The 21,160-nt window shown below is 61.6% G+C and carries 12 protein-coding genes; 11 read left to right on the top strand and 1 reads right to left on the bottom strand.

The features are described from left to right. Positions 1–515: 515 nt before the first annotated feature. The 6 genes from GM910_RS13175 to GM910_RS13150 all read left to right on the top strand — a co-directional run bounded on the left by GM910_RS13175 (position 516) and on the right by GM910_RS13150 (position 15,491). Positions 516–1,433, top strand: coding sequence for a hypothetical protein (locus GM910_RS13175; protein ID WP_159588017.1), 918 nt, complete (start codon positions 516–518; stop codon positions 1,431–1,433). Between the two features lie 88 nt (positions 1,434–1,521). Next, entirely contained in the window at positions 1,522–2,436 is a 915-nt protein-coding gene (locus GM910_RS13170) for a hypothetical protein (RefSeq protein WP_159588016.1), read from the top strand. Between the two features lie 43 nt (positions 2,437–2,479). Continuing rightward, on the top strand, positions 2,480–4,759 hold the full coding sequence (locus GM910_RS13165) for a hypothetical protein (protein WP_159588015.1): 2,280 nt from the start codon (positions 2,480–2,482) through the stop codon (positions 4,757–4,759). A gap of 579 nt (positions 4,760–5,338) precedes the next feature. After that, entirely contained in the window at positions 5,339–6,202 is an 864-nt protein-coding gene (locus GM910_RS13160; protein WP_159588023.1) for a helix-turn-helix domain-containing protein, read from the top strand. A gap of 416 nt (positions 6,203–6,618) precedes the next feature. After that, positions 6,619–11,736, top strand: a complete 5,118-nt coding sequence (locus GM910_RS13155; RefSeq protein WP_159588014.1) for a CshA/CshB family fibrillar adhesin-related protein — start codon at positions 6,619–6,621, stop codon at positions 11,734–11,736. 38 nt (positions 11,737–11,774) lie between these two features. Next, positions 11,775–15,491, top strand: a complete 3,717-nt coding sequence (locus GM910_RS13150; protein ID WP_159588013.1) for a TonB-dependent receptor — start codon at positions 11,775–11,777, stop codon at positions 15,489–15,491. 105 nt (positions 15,492–15,596) lie between these two features. Here GM910_RS13150 and GM910_RS13145 read toward each other — a convergent pair whose 3' ends face one another. Continuing rightward, complete coding sequence (locus GM910_RS13145; RefSeq protein ID WP_159588012.1) at positions 15,597–16,331, bottom strand: GntR family transcriptional regulator; 735 nt, start codon at positions 16,329–16,331, stop codon at positions 15,597–15,599. Between the two features lie 125 nt (positions 16,332–16,456). Between GM910_RS13145 and GM910_RS13140 the strand changes: the two genes are divergently transcribed. The 5 genes from GM910_RS13140 (at position 16,457) to GM910_RS13120 (ending at position 21,139) form a co-directional block, all read left to right on the top strand. Then, entirely contained in the window at positions 16,457–16,744 is a 288-nt protein-coding gene (locus GM910_RS13140) for a UxaA family hydrolase (RefSeq protein ID WP_201285494.1), read from the top strand. A gap of 22 nt (positions 16,745–16,766) precedes the next feature. After that, on the top strand, positions 16,767–17,948 hold the full coding sequence (locus GM910_RS13135; RefSeq protein WP_159588010.1) for a UxaA family hydrolase: 1,182 nt from the start codon (positions 16,767–16,769) through the stop codon (positions 17,946–17,948). A gap of 151 nt (positions 17,949–18,099) precedes the next feature. After that, complete coding sequence (locus tag GM910_RS13130) at positions 18,100–19,050, top strand: tripartite tricarboxylate transporter substrate binding protein (protein ID WP_159588009.1); 951 nt, start codon at positions 18,100–18,102, stop codon at positions 19,048–19,050. A gap of 65 nt (positions 19,051–19,115) precedes the next feature. Further along, positions 19,116–20,636 (top strand): tripartite tricarboxylate transporter permease, encoded by a 1,521-nt coding sequence (locus GM910_RS13125; RefSeq protein ID WP_281354894.1) that lies wholly within the window; start codon positions 19,116–19,118, stop codon positions 20,634–20,636. Beyond that, positions 20,633–21,139 carry a tripartite tricarboxylate transporter TctB family protein gene (locus GM910_RS13120; RefSeq protein ID WP_159588008.1) on the top strand — a complete coding sequence of 169 codons (507 nt, stop codon included), beginning with the start codon at positions 20,633–20,635 and terminating at the stop codon, positions 21,137–21,139. Before GM910_RS13125 ends, GM910_RS13120 begins: the two co-directional genes overlap by 4 nt. Positions 21,140–21,160 lie beyond the last annotated feature (21 nt).

The following is a 21,160-nucleotide window of genomic DNA, read 5'->3' as shown; positions in this document are numbered from 1 at the left end:
GGCATCGTGTCCTCCATCGAATCTTTGCAAATCCGACGGAATCACAACCTACTGATATCACTCCATTCTTTTCAGGTCAGGCTCTCAGATCACGATAGCTGACACCGTATTTTGCAGTACCAGCGCACAGCCTACGAGATCGTTTCTCCGCGAGAGTGCGGCCACTTGAAATCGATCATGAAAATGCCTGCCCCAAAGCATCCGAGTGCGGGCCGCGCATTCAGAAATTTTTGCAACGGTTCCTAGTTATTCTTGTCATCCATGTCACACTATTGATAAAGATGATAAAGAACTTCATTATAAATCCAATATATGGATTTATTTGTATATTTATACAATATAACTTTCACGAGTTGGGTTATGAGAAGTCCCCGACAGGCCAAAATTCTGGAGTTGAGATCGGCAGCTTTGTCAGGCGCGATCAGTTCTTTAGCCATTTCCAGTCTCCGCATCGAGGCTGACGAGAGGGCGGCTTGGCGCATGGCCACGACCCAGCACGACACCGGGAGAACCCTGTGCGCTTAGTTATCACAGCCCTTATTCTTCTGCTTGCCCAAGGCATGGCCCTCATCGCCTGCGCCGATCGCGAAACTTATCATCGCACCACCACCGCCTTCGGGAATATGGCGATGAGCTATCCTGTTTGGGGGGCCATCATTGTTCGCGAGGATCGAATCGTTGCCTATTTCCTGAACCTTGAAGACGGCAGCGAGCGCACTCTGTCGCTGCCGGGAGGCGATTACACCAGCCTCAACGAGAAACCGGGAACGACAGGCCAGTTCATGCTGACCGCCAAGAAGGGCAACCGCTATTCGACGGTGCATTACGACTTCGCGGCCAACAGCACCCGCACCGAATGGACGACGTCAGCGAAGATTCTCGACCCGTTTCAGCTGGATGGGAAAGACTGCGCCCTACGACCAAATGCAGAGACGCAGAAAGGCCTTTATCACTGGTCTGTCCTTTGCGAGGATGGGGCAAAATCGTCAGGCGACCCAATCGTATCCACTTCCGATCTCATCCCCGCCCCCGACCGGATCGTTGTTGTCGATGCCGGGGAGGGGGAGGATGAGTTCTGGACCATCACCATAAAGGATGGGAAGCCGGAAATCGGGCCGCGTGTCACCGCGCCTTTGCCCTACGATGCGTTGCCATCAGGTGGATTTCTGCATCACGGCCAGGCGTACGTACTTGTCTATCCAAAACCAGCATCGCTGTACCGTGTGACACCAGACGGTGCCTACCTGGAAGAAGGGCCAATTTCGGCCAGCATCAATGCCGCCGAAATCTACGGCCCACACGTCCTGCATTTCCAAGACGATCTGTTCGTGACCGCCGAGCGCTTCAAAGAGAAAGGGCAGATCGAGATTGTGACCTGGGGCCGGGGTGGCGAGATCCTCAATAAACACACCGTGGACGTCATGTCCAAATGAGACGGACACACCGCGCTTTGCGGGAATGAGAGGAATAGAGCATGTCGAACAATCCCGGGCACGTGACGCAGAGTCTAGGAGTACCCCTGTGCGCTTAGCGATCACAGCCCTTATTCTCCTACTTGCCCAAGGGGTGCTCGTTGCTTGCCAAGACAGAGAAGTTTCGTTTCGAACGAGCATCGCGTTTGGCGGTCTAGCCGTCAGCTATCCAATCGCCGGTGCCATCATTGCGCGCGAAACGGGTGCGGTTGCCTATTTCCTGAACCTTGAAGACGGCAGCGAACGCACCCTGTCACTGCCGGGAGGCGATTACACCAGTCTCAACGAAAAGCCGGGAACAACAGGCCAGTTCATGCTGACCGCCAAGAAGGGCAACCGCTATTCGACGGTGCATTACGACTTCGCGGCCAACCGCACCCGCACCGAATGGACGACGTCAGCGAAGATTCTCAATCCGTTTCAGCTGGATGGGAAAGACTGTGCCTTGCAGTCGCATTCGGAGACCAAGAAAAGCCTCTACGATTGGTCTGTCCTTTGCGAGGATGGAGCGGAATCAACGGGCGACCCGATCGTATCCACCTTCGATCTCATCCCGGCACGCGACAGGATCGTTGTTGTCGATGCGGGGGTAGGGGCGGATGAGTTCTGGACCATCACCATGAAGGACGGGAAGCCGGAAATCGGGCCGCGTGTCACCGCCCTCACGACACAATTGCCGTCCGGGGGATTTCTATACGAAGGTCAAGTCTATGTACTCGCCGACTATGCGCCGGCTATCCTTTATCGGGTAGAACCAGATGCGACGCTCCGTGAAGTTGGCTCACTCTCCGCCAGCATCGATGCCACCGATCTGACCATAGGAGCTATCAGTATCCTACACTTTCAGGATGATTTGTTCGTAACCGCCGGGCGCTTTCAGGAGAAGGGGCAGATCGAGATTGTGACCTGGAACCGGGGTGGAGGGATCCTCAATAAATACAACGTGGACGTCATGGCCAAATGAGACGGACGCGCCGTGCTTTGTGGGAATGAGAGAGGAATAGAACATGTTGAGCACTGCCGGAATGGTTTACCTCCAGGGCTTATCCAAGGATGATTTGCAAAGGTTGCTGGATCGGCTCAAAAGTCTCGATCCGGCGGCGGCGGTCCCCACCTATGGCAAATATGGCGGGCCGGGATGGACCGGCGGCAAACGAAACGGGACAAGTTTTGAGCCCGAGCCTGACGACACCTTGGACACGATCTTTAAAGCCCATGACAAAGCTTACAGCCTTGCCAAGGACATCTACGATACCATCGCCGCCGACGAAGAGCTGATCGCCGACATCAATAGCTGGCAAAAAAGCAAAGCCTGGGCAAAGGACAAGGCGCTGGGTACTTTAGCCATGCGTGCCTGGGCACAGGCTTACGCGGTGCGGGCCAAGGAAGCTTTTGTTGGTAAGCTAATCCTCGACCGCATGTGGGCGGTTGCGGAGGATATGCTTGATGACCGTAAGCTCAACCGCTCCAACGATGTCGGCAAGAAGAGCAAGGCCTCGACATCCTTCACCGAACAGCAGGCTGCCGCCGCTCATAAGGCCGCAAAGAACATCACTGTCGAGGATGGGCAGGCCCTTGAAGGAAGCGGGACGATCAAAGGGAACCTGGTCATCAAGGCCGGCGGCGTTTTGAGTATCGGGAACTCGTCCAAACTGAAAATCCGCTATCTGAGCCACAATGAGCTTCTCGAAATGGCTGGCCGCGCCCAGAAAGCCAAGCGCCCGCTGACACCCGCCCAGCAGAAAGCTCTGGCGATCGAGCGCAAGAAGACGGCCGCCGCCAAAGCAGAAGCCGATCGCAAGCAACAGGCCAAGGAGGCAGCCGCAGCTGCCGAACGCGAAAAGCAGGAAAATGCCAACCGATCTGGCTCGTCCGGGCATTCGAGTGAGCGAGGGTCGCAAGGGCAGGGTTTCAGCGAGAGTTTGTACGGGGGAAATAGCGACCGCACCAGCGACTCGCGTGGCGGCAGTTCCTCCCGCCCCTCTGGTGGCAGCAGTCCCTCCCACTCCTCCGGTGGCGGAAAAAGCTCCCCTGGTGGCAGTGTCAGCCTGCCGAGCACTGCTCCGACGCCGACAAGCCGGCCAAGCCGGGGTGATAATGGTTTCGGCGGCTCAAGCGTAGGGCCGGGTCGGGGCCACAGCCAAGGCGGACCATCGCTCGGCCCTAGCGGGCCTGGACCTGGTCAAGGCGGAGGGTCAGGGGGCGCTCCCATTGGGGGAAGCGGCTCTCATGGAGCGCCCAGCGGAAGAGGGCATGACAACGATGCCGTGGCCCCCATCGCCCTCGATTTCGACGGCGATGGCAAGATCGATGTGCGACCGCTCGATCCCCAAACGCCCGCCGGCCTGGACTGGACCGGCAACGGCGTGCCGGACAAGGCGGCCCGAATCGGCCTGGGCGACGGGCTCTTAGGCATTGATGTGAACGGCGACGGCACGTTCGATGGACAGGAGCTCGATTTCGTCAGCCAGCTTAGCGACCGGGGCATCGATCCGTCCGGCCACACCGACATGTCGGCGGCAAAAGACCTCTATGACACCAATGGCAATGGCAGGCTCGATGCGGGCGATCAGGATTTCGGCAAGGCCCGCGTCTGGCAGGACGCCGACCAGGACGGAAACGTCGATCCTGGCGAACTGAAAACGCTGACCGAGGCGGGCATCGAGAGCGTCGGCCTTGAACCGAAGGCGGAACGGCAAAAGACCTTCCCCGACGGTTCGGCCATCACAGGCACGAGCACATTCACCAGGACCGATGGCACGACCGGCCTGGCCGGCGATGTTGCTCTCGCCGTCAACGACGGAGCGACGCCCTCCCCGGCCGGCGATGCCTGGACGGAAATATTCCTGCGAGAGCTGCCCGGCGATACCATGGAAGCCAAGACGAAGGCCTTTGCGGACCGGCGTTATGAGGAGGCGTTTGCCCGCCGCGGCACCGGCTATCTGGCCGAGCCGAAGAACGGCCCGATCAAGCGGCTGGTCAATGGTGTCAAGAAACGCCTGGGCCTGGTGGTGCCATTGCCGCGCTATCACCTCGACGGGCGTATCGCAGTAGGAGCGACGAGCGGAGCGGAGGCGCGCAGCATCATCGAAGCTTCAGGCAGGCGAGCCGCGCGCATGACGGCCGCGATGGATGCTGCGCTGACCCATTGGTCCCCTGCACCGGCCATGGCCTCTCTGGCGCATTCTGCTCATAGCCAAACTGCCCCTGCTTCGCTCTCGCAGTCCGCTGTCGACACCAGTGGTCATCTGCCCAACGCATCCTCCGGCCAAAACCTGTTTGGGTAAATCGGCAAAAACACAGAAAGATAATTCGATTTCGAGACGGCAAGCCACCCACCCCTCACCACAAAATGGCTTGCCTGCGCCTGTCCGGCTCCGTCCACCAGCCGGGCAGGCGGTTAAGACAAATACGTTCAGGCCAGCACGGCACGATACCCCTTTGGAGGCTTAGGCCGACCTGCCCAATCTAATGCCGGAACCCATTCGCACTTAATGTGGTCCGGAAATGGCCGATGTTTGCGGCTTCGCCGCATTTCGTTTGCAGTCTGTTACACCTACCCTGCAGGCTGGCAGTGGTCAGAATAGGCTCCGGCACTGGACCGAGGCTAGAAGAGCTTTAGAAGATGTCCCTCGCCCCCTGTGCGTTGCCCCTGGAGCAGAGCGCGATGCGCATGCTGGGTCCGTGCCACATCACATTGGAAGTCCGGCGACCTGTTCATAACTCGGGCCCCACACCTATCGTTCTGGCAATCGCCATCATCTAGAAATATACCAGCTCTACGAATCATCTAAGAGTCTATTTTTTCTTTTGTTTTTCCGGCGCGGGTTGCGGAGCGGAAATTTTGCACGGGGGGCCGCGCATTGATGCTGAAACAGTATGTCGATCGTCGCATATTGGACGTAATACCCAGTGAGGTAGGCCCAAGGCATTTCTCCTATCGTGGCGGCGTCGTACACTCTATCCGCGCGCCTGGAACGCACTCCTTTGTCTCCGAACATCATTTCTTCGCGGTGATGCTTGCGCCTTCGCCCGGCATCACCGCGCGTCTCGGCAGCGACAAATTCCAGACATACGATGCGCCACTGGGCATGATCGTCGTCAATCCGGCCAATTGGGACAGTCAGGTCAGATGGCAATCCACACGGGAAAACATCTGCGTCGGCATCCCCACGGCGAGCATGCTTGATCTGGCAGCGCAAGAATTCGATCTCGCAGACGTGGCGCTGCAGCCGCCCGCCTTCGGAACAGTCGATCAGCGGGCGCTGCGTATCGCCCGCGAGATGAAGGCAGAATTGCAGAGGCCTGGTGGAGCGAACGAACTGGTGGTCGATTCACTCGTCACGCTTTTCGGTGCGCATGTCCTGCGAACATATGGTGTATCAGGCAGGCGAACTGCCGGCCCAAGGGGTGGCTTGACACCAGCCAAGGCCAAGCTCGTCCGCGATTTTTTGCACGAACATTTTTCGCGGAAATTGTCGATTCGCGAACTTGCAGCGCTGACTGGCCTTTCACCAGTCCATTTCATCCGTGCGTTTAAAGAAACGTTCGGTATGCCGCCTTACCGATATCTTATCGAGGTGCGCCTTGCGGCCGCCGAGACCTTTCTCATCAAGGGCGAGTTGGCGATTGCGGAAATCGCGTACCTGGCCGGGTTTTCGAACCAGAGCCATCTCACTGCAACTATGAAGAAATATAGATATACGACGCCCGCGCGAGTCGGGCGTTAACGTAGCCGGGTGTGCTGCGAGCCCCTATCCGTGGCCGGTCGATGAGCAGTTTATGCTAATTTTTCGATATGATGCATGCATCCTGAAATACCGAATCAGGCATTTTGTCTACCGCGCACCAGACCTACCCGTTTTGCAGGGGCGCCGCTTGTATTTGCGTTGCTGTGTGCAACAGTAAGCATATTGCTAAGTAATACTGAAAGCAGCGACTTAAGTCGTCCCCCAGCCATCGGCTAGTAACGAACTCTGGGGGACACCCAATGATGGATTTGGTTTCGCCGCGCGCTAGCGCGTGCGCTCGCTCTCTGCTTCTTGCACGCGCCGCGGGACTGTTTGCCTTCTGTTCGATTATCGCCTCCGGGCCCGCCCTGTCTGCCGAATATGCAACGGGTGGGAGCAGTGCCTACCGCGATGACGTGTTGTGGCTGACTTGGGGTGATTCCGCCGCATATAACAGCGCCAATAGGCCACAGCTCAACAATGGTGCTACGACCTCTGCGAGCCTTTCCGTTGCCGGGGGCATCTCGCTCGATGTCACCTGCACCCTGCTCAACATCGTCCACCAAACCGGCAGTATCGCGAGCCAGCAACTCTTCGCCTATCGTCCTGGCGATTGGAGAGGCGACAGTCTGGATGATCTTTACAACATCGGCGGCACCGGCACGAGCAACCAGCTCATCAACGGCATCATGCGAGGGGGCGGAATCTCGAACTTCACGGTGAGCTGCACTGCTACCCTGGGCGGCGATCCCTTCCCCTTGAAGGGCTTGGTTATGGCCGACGCGGAGGCGATCAACGGCAGTACCGGTGCAAGTAACGAGTATGTCCAGGCCACGGCAGATGGGCACTGGTTCGCCGTCGAAATGCGCAAGAATCCTGGCGCCGGGACCTACATGGCGCAAAAGAGCACTGACGGCAGGACCATCCGATTCGGCCCTGGCACCGACGACGGCACTGCGGCGGTGACGTTCCTCGCGTTCGATACGCCCTCTCCCAACGTCAGCATGGATTTCGAGATCAAGGGCGGCGGCAACACCGCGATCGCCATCGGCCTGCTCGCACCCTACGCTGATTTCAGCGACGCGCCCGAAAGCTACGGCGAGGTCATGCACCTCGTCGCCGACATGGAGTTCCAGCCTGATAACATTCCCGAGGACGGGAACCAGTACAATCTGAACACCAATACCTATGATCCCGGCGGTCTCGCGCCGCCCAACAGCGACTATCTGGGCAGCCGCGGCCCGGACACCGAGCTGGAGGCCACTCACACCGATGGCGCCAATGGCGAAAGCGCGGCAGAGGAAGACGCCTGGCCGCAAAACTACACCATCAGCGTGCTCCAGACTGGTGAGCAGCTGTCTGAAACGATACTGTGTTCGGGGACAGGTACGGTTGCCGCGTGGATCGACTTCGACCGCAGCGGCGCGTTCGATCAGGACGAGCGTACCGAGGCGCAGTGCTCCGGCACCGAAGCCACCCTCACATGGACAATTCCGGAGACCCTGACGCCCGGCGTCAGCTATATCCGCCTGCGTTATTCCAACAATACGGCCTCCCTCGCCCTCCCCACGGGTACGTCGACCGACGGCGAGGTTGAGGATCATTCGCTCACGGTTGTCGCTCCGAGCCTGGCCGTCACAAAAGGCAGCAACGCTGCGAGTAATGTCTGGCAGGTAGATGACGCTGGCGCCGTGTACCAGCTTACCGTGACCAACAACGGCCCGGTAGCAACGGGAAATCCGCCGTCCGTGGCCGCTGCCGAAGTGACCGTGCTCGACCTGCTTCCCGATGGAATTCTTCCAAACTGGACGGGTACGCACACGAACAATGGCTGGAGCTGCACGTTCTCGGGCCAGCTCGTCACCTGCGTTACGAACCAGGTTATCGCTGCAAGCGGCCAATCGGGCGACACGCTGGGGTTGGCGTTGCCGGTTGAGCTTACTGCCGATGCTTTGGGAGATCAGGTCAACTATGCCAGCGTGGGTGGTGGCCGCGATCCTTTCAATAACGGAACCCCGCCGACCCCCGGCCCGAGCTGTTCGGATGTGGATCACTGCGCCGACTACACGGTGACGGTTGCAAGCTCGCCTGCCATTGTGATCGACAAGACCGGCACGCTGAACGATACGGACGGCGACGGCCTCATCGACTCTGGCGAGAGCATCACCTACTCCTTCCTTGTCACCAATACAGGCAACGTGACGCTCACCGATGTGACGGTGAACGATGCGCTGGTAACGGTCGATCAGGGGCCGCAGACGCTGGCGCCGGGCGGCACCTTCACCTTCACCGCGACCTACACCCCGACGCAGGACGACATTGACAGCGGCTCGGTGCAGAACACGGCAACAGCCACCGGCACACCGCCCTCCGGCCCGCCGGTGGAAAGCCCGCCGGACAGCGTGACCGTGCCACCCGAGCAGACGCCGGGGCTGTCGATCGACAAAACCGGCACGTTGAATGATACCGACGGCGACGGCTTCATCGACCTTGGCGAAACCATCACCTATTCCTTCCTCGTCACCAATACGGGCACGCTGACGCTGAGCGGCGTCACCGTTGACGACGAGATGTTGCGGAATGCCCAGGTGTCGGTCTCGCCCGGCCCGCAGACCCTTTCGCCAGGCGGCAGCGTGACCTTCACGGCAACCTACGCGCCGACGCAGGGCGATATCGACACGGGCCAGGTGGAGAACACCGCCACCGCCACCGGCACCACCCCCTCGAACACACAGGTGGAGAGCCCGCCGGACACGGCGCAGGTGCCGCCTGACCAGACGGCCGGCCTCACCATCGACAAGACCGGCACGCTGAACGATACGGACGACGACGGGCTGATCGATCTCGGCGAGACCATCAGCTACACGTTCCTCGTCACCAATGCGGGCACAGTGACGCTGACCGATGTGACGGTCGACGATCCGATGGTTTCAGTCGGTGAGGGGCCGCAGACACTGGCGCCCGGCGCGAGCTTCACCTTCACGGCGACCTACACAGCGACGCAGGACGACATCAACAATGGTTCGGTCACCAACACGGCGCGCGCCACTGGTGTGCCACCTTCCGGTCCGCCGTTAGAGAGCCCACCTGACAGCGCGACCGTGCCGCCGGATCAGACGCCGGCCCTCATTATCGACAAGACTGGCACGCTCAACGATTCGGATGGCGACGGGCTGCTCGATCCGGGCGAGTCCATCAGCTATTCCTTCCTCGTTACCAATACGGGCACCGTGACGCTCACGGATGTGACGGTCGACGACCCGCTGCTTCGGAGCGCCAATGTCTCCATCTCGCCAGGCCCTCAGACGCTGGCGCCGCGCGGCCGGGTGACCTTCACGGCGACCTACGAGCCAGGTCAGGACGAGATCGATAGAGGTTCGGTGACCAACACGGCGAGGGCCACCGGAACACCGTCTTCCGGCCCGCCGGAGGAGAGCCCGCCGGATACGGCGACGGTGCCGCCCGAACAGACACCGGCGCTTTCAATCGAAAAGACCGGCAGGCTCAACGACCTCGATGGTGACGGTCTGCTCGATCCCGGTGAGACGATCAGCTACTCCTTCCTCGTCATCAATACGGGCACGCTGACGCTGAGCAACGTTACCGTCGATGATCCGCTGCTGCGGAATGCGAATGTGTCCGTCTCGCCGGCTCCGCAGACGCTGGCGCCGCGGGGAAGAGCAACCTTCACGGCCAACTACACGCCGACGCCAGCCGACATTGACAATGGCTCGGTGATCAACACGGCGACGGCCACAGGCACACCGCCTTCCGGCCCGCCTGTGGAGAGCCCGCCGGACAGCGCGACCGTGCCGCCGGATCAAACGCCGGGGCTAACGATCGAAAAGACAGGCACTCTCAACGATGTGGATGGTGACGGGCTATTGGATCAGGGCGAGGAGATCACTTTCTCGTTCCTCGTTACCAACACAGGGAATGTAACGCTCACCGATGTAACGGTGGACGACCCGCTGTTGCAGAATGCCGGAATATCCGTTTCGCCGAGCCCACAGACTCTGGCGTCGGGAGCAAGTGTCACCTACACGGCGACCTACACGCCAGGCCAGGACGAGGTGGACAATGGTTCGGTCGAGAATACGGCGACGGCCACGGGCATCAGCCCGGCTGGCACAACGCTGGAAAGCTCACCGGACACCGCGGTCGTACCGCCCGATCCGGCCAGCCTGACACTCCAGAAAGCCGGCCGCTTCAATGACGTCGATGGCGACGGCCATGCCAGCACCGGGGACACGCTGACCTACACCTTGACCATCGTCAATGATGGCGGGCAGACCATCACCAATGTCTGGCCGGAGGATGAGGGGCCGACCCTCAATGGTCAGGCCGCGAGCGGTCCCCTGTCCAGGTTCACGCCAGAACCTGTTACGCTGGGCCCCGACAAACAGGCAATCTTCACCGCCACCTACACGCTGAGCGAGGACGACATCGCAAGTGCGGCAGGTGTTGCGGACGGCATCGTCAACACAGCGACGGCACGCGGGCGGACATTCGACGGCATCGTGACCTCGGGCGCCTCGACATCCATCATCAGCCTGCCTGCCGCCGCGCCGGCTGAGCTGACGGTCACCAAGATCGCCAATCTGCGCTCCATTCGCCGGGGTGAGCAGGCGCCGTTCACGATCCGGGTGACCAACAACGCTCCAGCGCGGGCGACGGATCTGACGGTGGTCGACATGATGCCGGCAGGCTTCCGTTTCGTTGAAGGATCGGCGACGGTTGGTGGCGTAGAAGTGGCGCCGGAGATTGCAGGGCGGAATATCCGCTTTGCTGGCCTTGAGGTCGATAGCGGCAATGAGCTTGTGATCCAGCTCCGGCTTCTGGCGCTGAGCTCGGCCGGTCCGGGCGAACACGTCAACCGGGCGGTGGTTGAAGACTCTTCAGGCCGGCGCCTTACGCCAGTGGCAACGGCGGTGGTGGAAATCCTCGCCGAGCCGGTGTTCGACTGCGGCGACATCGTCGGCAAGGTGTTCAATGACGGAAACCTGAACGGCTACCAGGATGAGGGCGAGCGAGGGCTGGCGGGCGTACGCATGGCCACGGTCAATGGCTGGCTGGTGACCACCGACGCGCATGGCCGCTTCCACGTTGCCTGCGCCGACCTGCCGGACAGCCGCATCGGCTCCAATTTCATCATGAAGCTCGATCCGCGCACGCTGCCCACGGGGTACCGCCTGACGACGGAGAACCCGCGCGTCGTGCGGCTCACAGCGGGCAAGATGACCAAGCTCAATTTCGGTGCGGCGCTCGGCCGTGTGGTGCGGCTCGACCTGCGAGAGGATGCCTTTGTTGCTGGAGAGCCGGCGCTGAACCCGGCCTGGGCCGAGGGTATGGACGAACTGATCCGCATTCTCTCCGCAGAGCAATCGGTCCTGCGCCTGAGTTACTTCGGGGCCGACACAGAGTTGGCGGAGGCCCGTCTGGACCACATCGAGGATGTGATCACTGAGCGCTGGCGAAGCAACGGAGGCAGATACCGGCTGGAGATCGAGACTCGCATGGAGATGGACCAATGACGCCGGGAAAGTCGGCTACGGATAAAGGAGGCGCTCACATGCTGCAGTCCCTCATGCGTTGGCATCGTTCATTCCTTCTTGCCGGCGGCGCCGTGCTGGCTCTAACCCAGGCCGATCCGGCACAAGCGGAGATGGCGGGCAGCTGCCTCGACAAGGACTGTCCCCCCGCGCTTCGCGGAAAGGCACTCGACGACAGCACGGTTGGTCGTCTCACAATCGGCGAGAACACTGAAGCGGAAACGGCTCAGGACCGTCCTGCAATTCCCTTCATGATCAGCGTCGACGGCGAGACCGTCGACAAGAGCGCTGCTTCCGGATCATCGGAAGCGGCTGCTGCTGAGCGTCCCGTCGACCGGCAGCGGCAGACCGATGTCGACCTTTCGGCAGTCGACATCCAGGTCAAGTTCGACGGGCTGGAGGTGGGGACGATCCTCAACGTCTCCACAATGCCGGTCGAACGGCTCTACAGGCCCGGCGAGACGGTAACATTCCTCGCCACGGCCAATTATCCCGCCTTCATCGAGCGAGCGGAGATCCGCATATTCACCGACGAGGAGCCGGCTGACGGCCGGCCGATGGCAGTGGTTCCTGTGGCGATCAATGGTACGGCCGACTGGATCATGCCAACGGACGAAGAGGAGCGGGACTTCATGTATACGCTGCGTGTCTATGACGGGCGCGGGCGCTATGATGAAACCCGCCCACTCACCATTGCGCGCTCAAAACGCGAACTGCCGCAACACGGGCAGGAAGAAGCCGTCGCTCCCGGCTGGGGCGAGGACCGCACCGCGTTGCGCAATATTCCGGTGCGCGGCGGGGCAGTGACGGTCTTTGGCCGCCATGTGCCCCCTGGCTACTCGGTGCAGGTAATGGGTGAGACCATACCGGTCGACCCTGGTCAGGCCTTTGTAACCCAACGCATACTGCCGCCTGGCGAGCACGATGTCGACGTGGCGGTAAAAGGTCCGTCGAAGACGGGCGGCCTGCGCTTCAAGCGCGACATCAACATCCCCGACAACGACTGGTTCTATGTAGGCCTAGCTGATCTCACCATCGGCAAGCGTATGGGCGACGACGACATAGAGACGGTGCGCCCCGGTGAGTATGACGAAGTCTACACCAAAGGAAGGCTGGCTTTTTACCTCAAGGGGAAGATCAAGGGCGAATATCTGCTGACGGCTGCCGCCGACACGGGCGAGGACGATCTTGATCAAATCTTCCGCGACTTCGACGGCAAGAACACCCGCGACATCCTGCGCCGGCTCGACCCGGATGACTACTATCCCGTCTATGGCGACGATTCCTCGATGGTCGAGGATGCACCGACGAAGGGGAAGTTCTATGTGCGGCTGGAGCGCGGCGACAGCCATGTGATGTGGGGCAACTACAAGACGGTGATCACCGGCACCGAGTTCCTGCGCTCCGACCGGGCGCTTTACGGGGCCAATGCCGTCTACCGTTCCGAGGAGGCCACCAGCTTCGGCGAGCGGCGAACCGATGTCACGGCCTACGCAGCCCAGCCGGACACTCTTCCCGCGCGCGAGGAATTCCTCGGCACCGGCGGCTCGGCTTATTTCCTAAAGCGGCAGGATATCGTCGAGGGTTCCGAGACGGTGCGGGTGGAAACCCGGGATCCGGTTACCGGCCGGGTGATTTCCCGCAGCACCCTGCGCTACGGTGAAGACTACAGCTTCGATTACATGCAGGGCGTCATCATCCTGCGCCGGCCGCTTTCTTCCATGACCGGCACGACCAGCCCTGTCCGCAATGGGGCGCTTGGGGGCGAGCGGCTCTACCTTGCGGTCCAGTATGAGTACACACCGGTGGCGGGCGATCTGGATGGCTATGTCTATGGCGGACGTGCCCAGCACTGGCTCAATGAGAACATCCGTGTCGGCGTGACTGGGCTCAATGAGAGCACCGATCTGTCCGATCACAAGGCTGTTGGCGCCGACCTGCAGTTGCGCCATTCCGAGCGCACGTTCCTCGAAGCCGAGGTCGCACGCTCTGAAGGACAGGGCTTTGCCCTATCGCGCTCAACCGATGGCGGCCTGACCTGGGGCGGTGCCGGCCAAACCGACGTGGACAAGGACAGCGGCACAGCCTGGCGCGTGCGCGGTCAAGTTGCCCTTGACGAGATGGGTGCCGGGATCGAGGGCACGGTCGGCGGCTATTACGAGGAGAAGGAGGCGGGCTTTGCCACTCTTTTCGACCAAGCCAATGTCGACCGGCGCATCTGGGGCGCCCACGCAGACCTCGCTCTCAGCGATCAAGTCGCACTCGGGCTCACCTATGACGACCTCAAGGATGGCGACGGCCAGATCAAGCGGGACGGCACGGGCAGCGTAAGCTGGGAGTATGACCAGCACTGGAAGCTGTCCTTCGGCGTCAGTTACAGCGAGGTCATGTCTCCGACGGCCCGCCGTAGTCGCAAGTCCGGCTACAACGGCTCCCGGGTCGATGCCGGCGTGCGCGCCGACTACCGCATCGACGACGACCGTTTGGTCTATGCCTTCGCGCAAGGCACGCTCGACCGATCGCGCGACATTGACCGCAACGATCGTGCCGGCGTTGGTGCGGAGATCCGCCTCACCGAAACGATCGGCGTCAATGGCGAAGTCTCCTATGGCACGCACGGCGTTGGGGGATTGGCTGCGATCACCTATGACCCGACAAAGGACGACCACTATTACTTCGGTTACAGGCTCGATCCTGATCGGGCCTATGATCTCGACCGAAGTGCACTTTACGGTACCGACAAAGGGACGATCGTCACCGGCTTGCGCCGGCGCATTGACGACTATGTCTCGGCCTATTCGGAAAGCAATTACGACCTCTACGGCCACCGCAAGTCGCTCACCCAGACCTACGGCGTAACCTACACGCCCGACGCTCAGTGGACAGTCGATGGCGGGCTTGAGATCGGCCGCGTGCGCGACGAAACCTTGGACTCCGCAGGCGAGGAGAACGAGGATTTCGATCGCTACGCGCCTTCGCTGAGCCTCGCCTACAAGGACGAAGAGGCGGGCATCAATGCGCGGGTGCGCGGCGAGGTGCGGATCGAGCGCTCCGAGTTGGAAACGCGCGACCAGAACACCTACTTGCTGGCTGCCGCTCTTGGCTGGAAAACCAACCCCAACTGGCGGCTGCTTGCCCATGTGGATGCAGTGCTTTCCGATTCACAATCGGAGCAGACCACCATCCGCAACACCGATTATGTGGAGACTTCGATCGGCTATGCGTACCGCCCGGTCGAAAACGACCGGCTCAATGCGCTGTTCAAGTACACCTGGCTCTATGACCTGCCGGGCAACAACCAGGTGATCAGCAGCGCCACGGACGAGTACTATGCACCGGCTCAGCGCAGCCATATCCTCTCGGCTGATCTCGCCTATGACCTCATGCCGTGGCTTACCGTCGGCGGTAAATATGGTTTCCGCATCGGCGAAGTCCGCTACCGTATCGGAGACGGAACGGACTTCGAGGAGGAATGGCAGCGTTCATCGGCGCATCTCGGCATCCTGCGGGCCGATCTGCATGTGGTGAAGCGCTGGGACCTTCTGCTCGAAGGACGCATCATGCACATGCCCGAGGCCGACACTACCGATTATGGCGCTCTCGTCGCCGTCTATCGTCATGTGGGCGACAATTTCAAAGTCGGCGTCGGCTACAATTTCGGCATCTTCTCCGATGATCTCCGCGACCTCACCCTCGACGATCAAGGCGCCTTCCTCAACCTCATCGGCAAGTTCTGACAGCCAGGAAAGCCGGTTTTCGCCGGGCGGCATCCACGCCGCCCGGTACGCGCCTCGGAAACCGCGCAGCAGGTCCGGAACGGGACATATGCGGAGTGGTAGGCCTTACCTCAAATCAGCGAGATAGTGTGCTTCCTCCGTGAGGCACCGTGAGACGCGCAGCTCCACCACGTTCTGCTCCAGATCGAAGGCCTTGCGCGAGATTTCCAATAGCGGCGTGCCCGACCGGCAGCCCAGCGCGCGGGCATCCTGGACGCTAGCGCCGACGGCCTTCAGCTTTTCCGAGGCCGAGCCGATGGTGATGCCCCAGCGCTGCGAGTAGAGCCGGTAGACGTTGTTGGGGACTTCGGTCAGCGCCTCGAATCCGGGAAACCGCTTGGCCGGAAGCGAGATTGTCTCGATGATGATAGGCGCCTTGTCGAGCGTGCGGATGCGCTCGATGCGCCAGATGTCCGCGCCATCGGCGATCGCAAGGGCGGCCGCCTCCGCCCGCTCGGCTTTGGCTCCCGCCCAGCGCAGGATGCGCGAATCTGGAAAGGTGCGCTCGCCGCTGTCCGGCACCAGACGGAAGAACTGGAACAGGATGCGGCTTTCCTCGGGCTCGGCCACATAGGTCCCGCGTCCCTGCCGGCGGATCAGGAGGTTGTCCGCCGTCATGGCGTCGAGCGCCTTGCGGATGGTACCCTGGCTCACACCGATCTCGCGCGCAAGCTCCATCTCGGACGGGATGAGCTGCCCCGGCTGCCACGTCCCGTCGATGAGCCGGCGGATCAGGCTTTCCTTTACCTGCAGATAGAGCGGCCTGAATCCGAAGGCTCTGGCTTGCGGAATGTCTGTCATGCGCTGCGCGACCCCTTTTCACCCGCGAGGGCTTTTATCGTCCGGCGATTGACATGGCCACAGGCACGTGTCTTATATCTTATATAAGACATAATATACAAAAGCCACCACCATCGGAGCGAATGATGCAGATCCCGCACCTCCTCGTGCATGATCACAAGGACAATGTCGGCGTTGTCGTCGTCGAGAACCTCAAGGCCGGCACGAACATGCTGTGCGTCGTCACCCACGACAATTCGAGCTTTGAACTGGTGGCAAAGGCTGACGTGCCGATCGGCCACAAAGTTGCGCTCAAGGACCTGAAGGCCGGCGACACGGCGATCAAATATGGTGAGGACATCGGCAAATTCGTCGCCGGCGTCGCAATGGGCGGCCACGTGCACGTCCACAACCTCAAGACCAAGCGCTGGTAGGCCGGCCGCAGGGAGCAACTCAATGGCATCGAAATATCCAAATCTCACCTTCAAGGGCTACCGCCGCGGCAACGGTCGCGTCGGCGTGCGCAACCACGTGGTCATCCTGCCTGTGGACGATATCTCCAATGCCGCCTGCGAGGCCGTCGCCAACAACATCAAGGGCACGCTCGCCCTCCCGCACGCCTATGGCCGCCTGCAGTTCGGTGAGGACCTGGATTTGCACTTCCGCACCATGATCGGCACGGGGTCGAACCCGAATGTCGCCGCCGTGATCGTCATCGGTATCGAGCCCGGCTGGACGAAGAAGATCGTCGACGGAATCGCCGAGACCGGCAAGCCGGTCGCAGGCTTCTCGATCGAGCAGAACGGCGACCTGAAGACCATCATGGACGCCTCGCGCAAAGCCAAGGAGTTCGTGCACTACGCGACCGAACTGCAGCGCGAGGAATGCGCGATCTCCGAGCTGTGGGTCTCCACCAAGTGCGGCGAGAGCGACACCACGACGGGCCTCGGCTCTTGCCCGACCGTCGGCAACATGTACGACAAGCTGCTGCCGGAAGGCATCTATGGCTGCTTCGGCGAGACCTCGGAGATCACGGGCGCCGAGCACATCGCCAAGGCCCGCGCCATCAATCCGGAGGTGGGCGAGCGCTGGTACAAGATGTGGAAGGCCTATCAGGACGAGGTGATCGAGGCCAACAAGGTCGACGATCTCTCCGAAAGCCAGCCGACCAAGGGCAACATCGAGGGCGGCCTGACCACCATCGAGGAAAAGGCGCTCGGCAATCTGGAGAAGATCGGCCGCACCTCGCGCTACATCGATATTCTCGAACCGGCCGAGGCACCGAAATCGGGCGCCGGCCTCTACTTCATGGACTCCTCCTCCGCCGCCGCCGAATGCGTGACGTTGATGGCCGCGGGCGGCTATGTCGTCCACACCTTCCCGACGGGCCAAGGCAACGTCATCGGCAACCCCATCGTGCCGGTGATCAAGATCACGGCCAACCCGCGCACGGTGCGCACCATGGGCGAGCATGTGGACGTGGACGTCTCGGGTATCCTGCGCCGCGAGATGACGATCGACGATGCGGGCGACGCGCTGATCGACATGATCGTGCGCACCGCCAACGGCCGCAACACGGCGGCGGAGGCGCTCGGCCATCGCGAGTTCGTGATGACCAAGCTCTACCGCAGCGCCTGATACGACCAACGGCATCGCTCTCGACGGAGGAGGGGAGCGATGCCGTTTTTCAGGAATGGCCGCGGCGCGTGTGCCATACTCGCCCCGGCCTTCAGCGGCACAAACGGTCAGCCGGAGTGCCGGAAGACAGCAACCTGAGGGAGGAAACAGCATGCTGTTGAAAAAACTGGTACTTTTCGTCGCCGCCGCCGCCTTTGCCGCGTTCTCCGGCGCGGCGATGGCCTATCCGGACAAGCCGGTCAACTACATCATCCCCTTCAATCCCGGTGGCGAGAGCGACATCTCGGCCCGTCTGCAGGCGCCGTTCTTCAAGAAGATCACGGGCCAGGATCTGATCATCCAGTACCAGGCCGGCGCGGGCGGCGCGCAGGCCTGGTCGGTGCTCAACGACCAGCCCGGCGACGGCTATACCATCATGGGCACCAACCTGCCCCACATCGTCCTGCAGCCGCTGCTCCAGAATCCGGGCTACGCCACCGACGACATCACCAACGTCCACATGTTCCACTTCACCCCCGATGCGCTGATCGTGCGCGCCGACAGCGAGTATGAGACGGTGCAGGACGTCATCGATGCCGCGAAAGAGGCACCAGGGCAACTCACGGCGGGCGGTTCGGCAACCAACTCCGCCAACCATATCGCCAACCAGCTCTTTGCCAACCGGACGGGCGCCGAACTGACCTATATCCCCTTCACTGGCACAGGCGCCGTAATTCCAGCCCTCTTGGGCGGCGAGGTCGACATGGTGTGGAGCTACACAACCGTCGCCGCCGGCCAGGGCGACCAGGTGCGCATGCTGGCCGTCGCCCAGGAGGAGCGCCATCCGCTCTTCCCCGACGTGCCCACCTTCAAGGACCTGGGCATCGATATTGTGGGCGGCGCCTATCGCGGCATCGCCGTGCCGGAATCGACGCCGGAAGACGTACGCAAGGAACTCTCCGACATCATCGGCCAGATCAATGCCGATCCCGAATTCATCAAGCAGATGGAGGAGGCCGGGTTCGCCATGCTCGACGTCCCTTACGAGGAGATGGACGACTTCATGGCCAACCGGAAGAAGACATACGAGGATATCGCTCGCCAGCTCGGCGCCATCCAGTAGCATGATCTGTCTCCGCTCGCGGCAACTGCCGCGAGCGGAAACCTTCGCAACAAGGGAGCCTGGCCGTGGAAATCGATTTCGGATTTGTCCTGTCCCAGGCCTTGAGCCCGTTCAACCTCCTCCTGGCGCTAACCGGTGTCGTGCTGGGCACCGTCATAGGCGCGCTCCCCGGCCTTTCCGCCACCATGGCGATCGCGGTGCTGGTACCCTTCACCTTCACCATGGACCCCGCCTCCGGCCTCATCATGCTGGGCGCCATCTATACGGGTGCGATCTATGGCGGCGCCTATGCGGCAATTCTGGTCAACACGCCGGGCACGCCGTCGGCCATTGCCACCACCTTCGACGGCTATCCCATGGCCAGGAGGGGAGACGGCGACCTGGCGATGACACTCGCCACACTCGCAAGCGTGGTCGGAGGCGTGGTGGGGGCGGTGCTGCTGATGACCCTGTCGCCGCTCCTTGCGCAGGTGGCGCTTGCTTTCCATTCGAGCGAGTATTTCTGGCTCGCCATTCTCGGCCTGACGCTGGTCGCGAGCCTCTCCTCCGGTAATGTGCTGAAGGGGCTCATCGGCGGCGCCTTCGGGTTCACGCTGTCGATGATCGGCGTCGCCGTCATCGGCGGCGACACGCGCTATACCTTCGGCTCTTCGGCGCTGCTCGGCGGCATCGACATCGTCGCCGCACTTATCGGCCTCTACTGCATCCCAGTGCTGATCGACATGGTGGCGCGGCCGGACCGACATCTGGAACCCGCACCGATCGGCCGCGGCTTCCGCCTCTTCGAGGCGATCGGCCTGTGCGCGGCCAACGGCTTCAATCTCGTCCGCTCCTCCATCATTGGCACACTGGTGGGCATCCTGCCGGGCGCCGGCGGCTCAATCGCCTCGCTCGTCTCCTATTCGCAGGCACGCCAGGCAAGCCGCCATCCCGATCGCTTCGGCAAGGGCGAGCCGGGCGGCCTGCTTGCCACCGAAAGCGCCAACAACGCCACCGTGGGCGGCGGGTTCATCCCCACTCTCGTGCTCGGTATTCCCGGCACGCCGCCCGATGCGGTGATCCTCGGCGCGCTGCTCGTGCAGGGCATCCGCACGGGACCGGAACTCTTCACCCAGCAAAGCGGCATCGTCTACGTGTTCATGGTGGGTCTTCTGATCGCCACTGTGATGATGCTGCCACTTGGCCTCATCATCGGGCGCTATGCCTACCGCTTCATCGTCAACACGCCGAAATCGCTGCTGGTGCCACTGATCGCCTTCATGACGGTGGTCGGCAGCTTCGCCATCCATTCCAACCCGCATGACGTGGTGGTGATGGTTTCCATGGGCGTGCTCGGCTGGCTGCTCAGTTTGGCCGGCTATGGGCCTTCGCCCATCGTTCTCGGGCTCGTCCTGGGGCAGATCGCCGAGCAGGGCTTCATGCGCGCCTACCTCATCGGCGGGGCGCGCGGAAATTTTGGCGGGCAGCTGCTCTTCGACCGGCCGATAAGCTGGGCCATCGCGGCGCTGATCCTCTTCACGCTGTGCGTGCCGGTCTTCAAGCACTTCCGCACCGGCAGGAAGAAGCCGACGGAGGTCCGCCCTTGAGCCAGGGGACTGACAGGCAGGCCGTGCCTGCGGCACGCAGCAAGGACTGGGCCGGCGCCGTCGGCTCGGCCTTCTTCTTCGCCACCGGCCTCTATGTCTTCATCACCAGCTTTTCCATGTCGCCGATGGCGGCGCTGTTTCCGCGCACCATCGGCGCCGTGATGGCCACGTTCGCAATCCTGCAGATCGCCGCCTCGCTCACCGGTCGCAGCGGCCAGGCGGTGGAGAAGGGCTCGAGCGTTGCCGAACAGGCCGAAGGCCTCGGTCGCCGTCTCACGCTGCTTGCCGTCATGGTCGCCTGGGCGCTGCTCTTTCCCGTCGTCGGTATGTTCGTCACCAGCCTTCTCGCCAGCGTGGTGTTGATGTTCACCGGCCTTTTCGGCCGCCTGAGCCCGTTCCGCCTGGCGCTCTACCTGGCGGTGGTCTTCGTCATGGTGGTGGTCTTCTACCTCCTCATGTCGAATGTCCTGAACATCCCCATGCCGCGCGGACTTTTTTTCTAACGTCAGGATACTCAGCCATCC

This window comes from Chelativorans xinjiangensis (genome assembly GCF_009812055.1).
GTDB classification, from domain to species: domain Bacteria; phylum Pseudomonadota; class Alphaproteobacteria; order Rhizobiales; family Rhizobiaceae; genus Chelativorans; species Chelativorans xinjiangense.
This window is presented reverse-complemented; position numbering and strand designations above follow the sequence as displayed.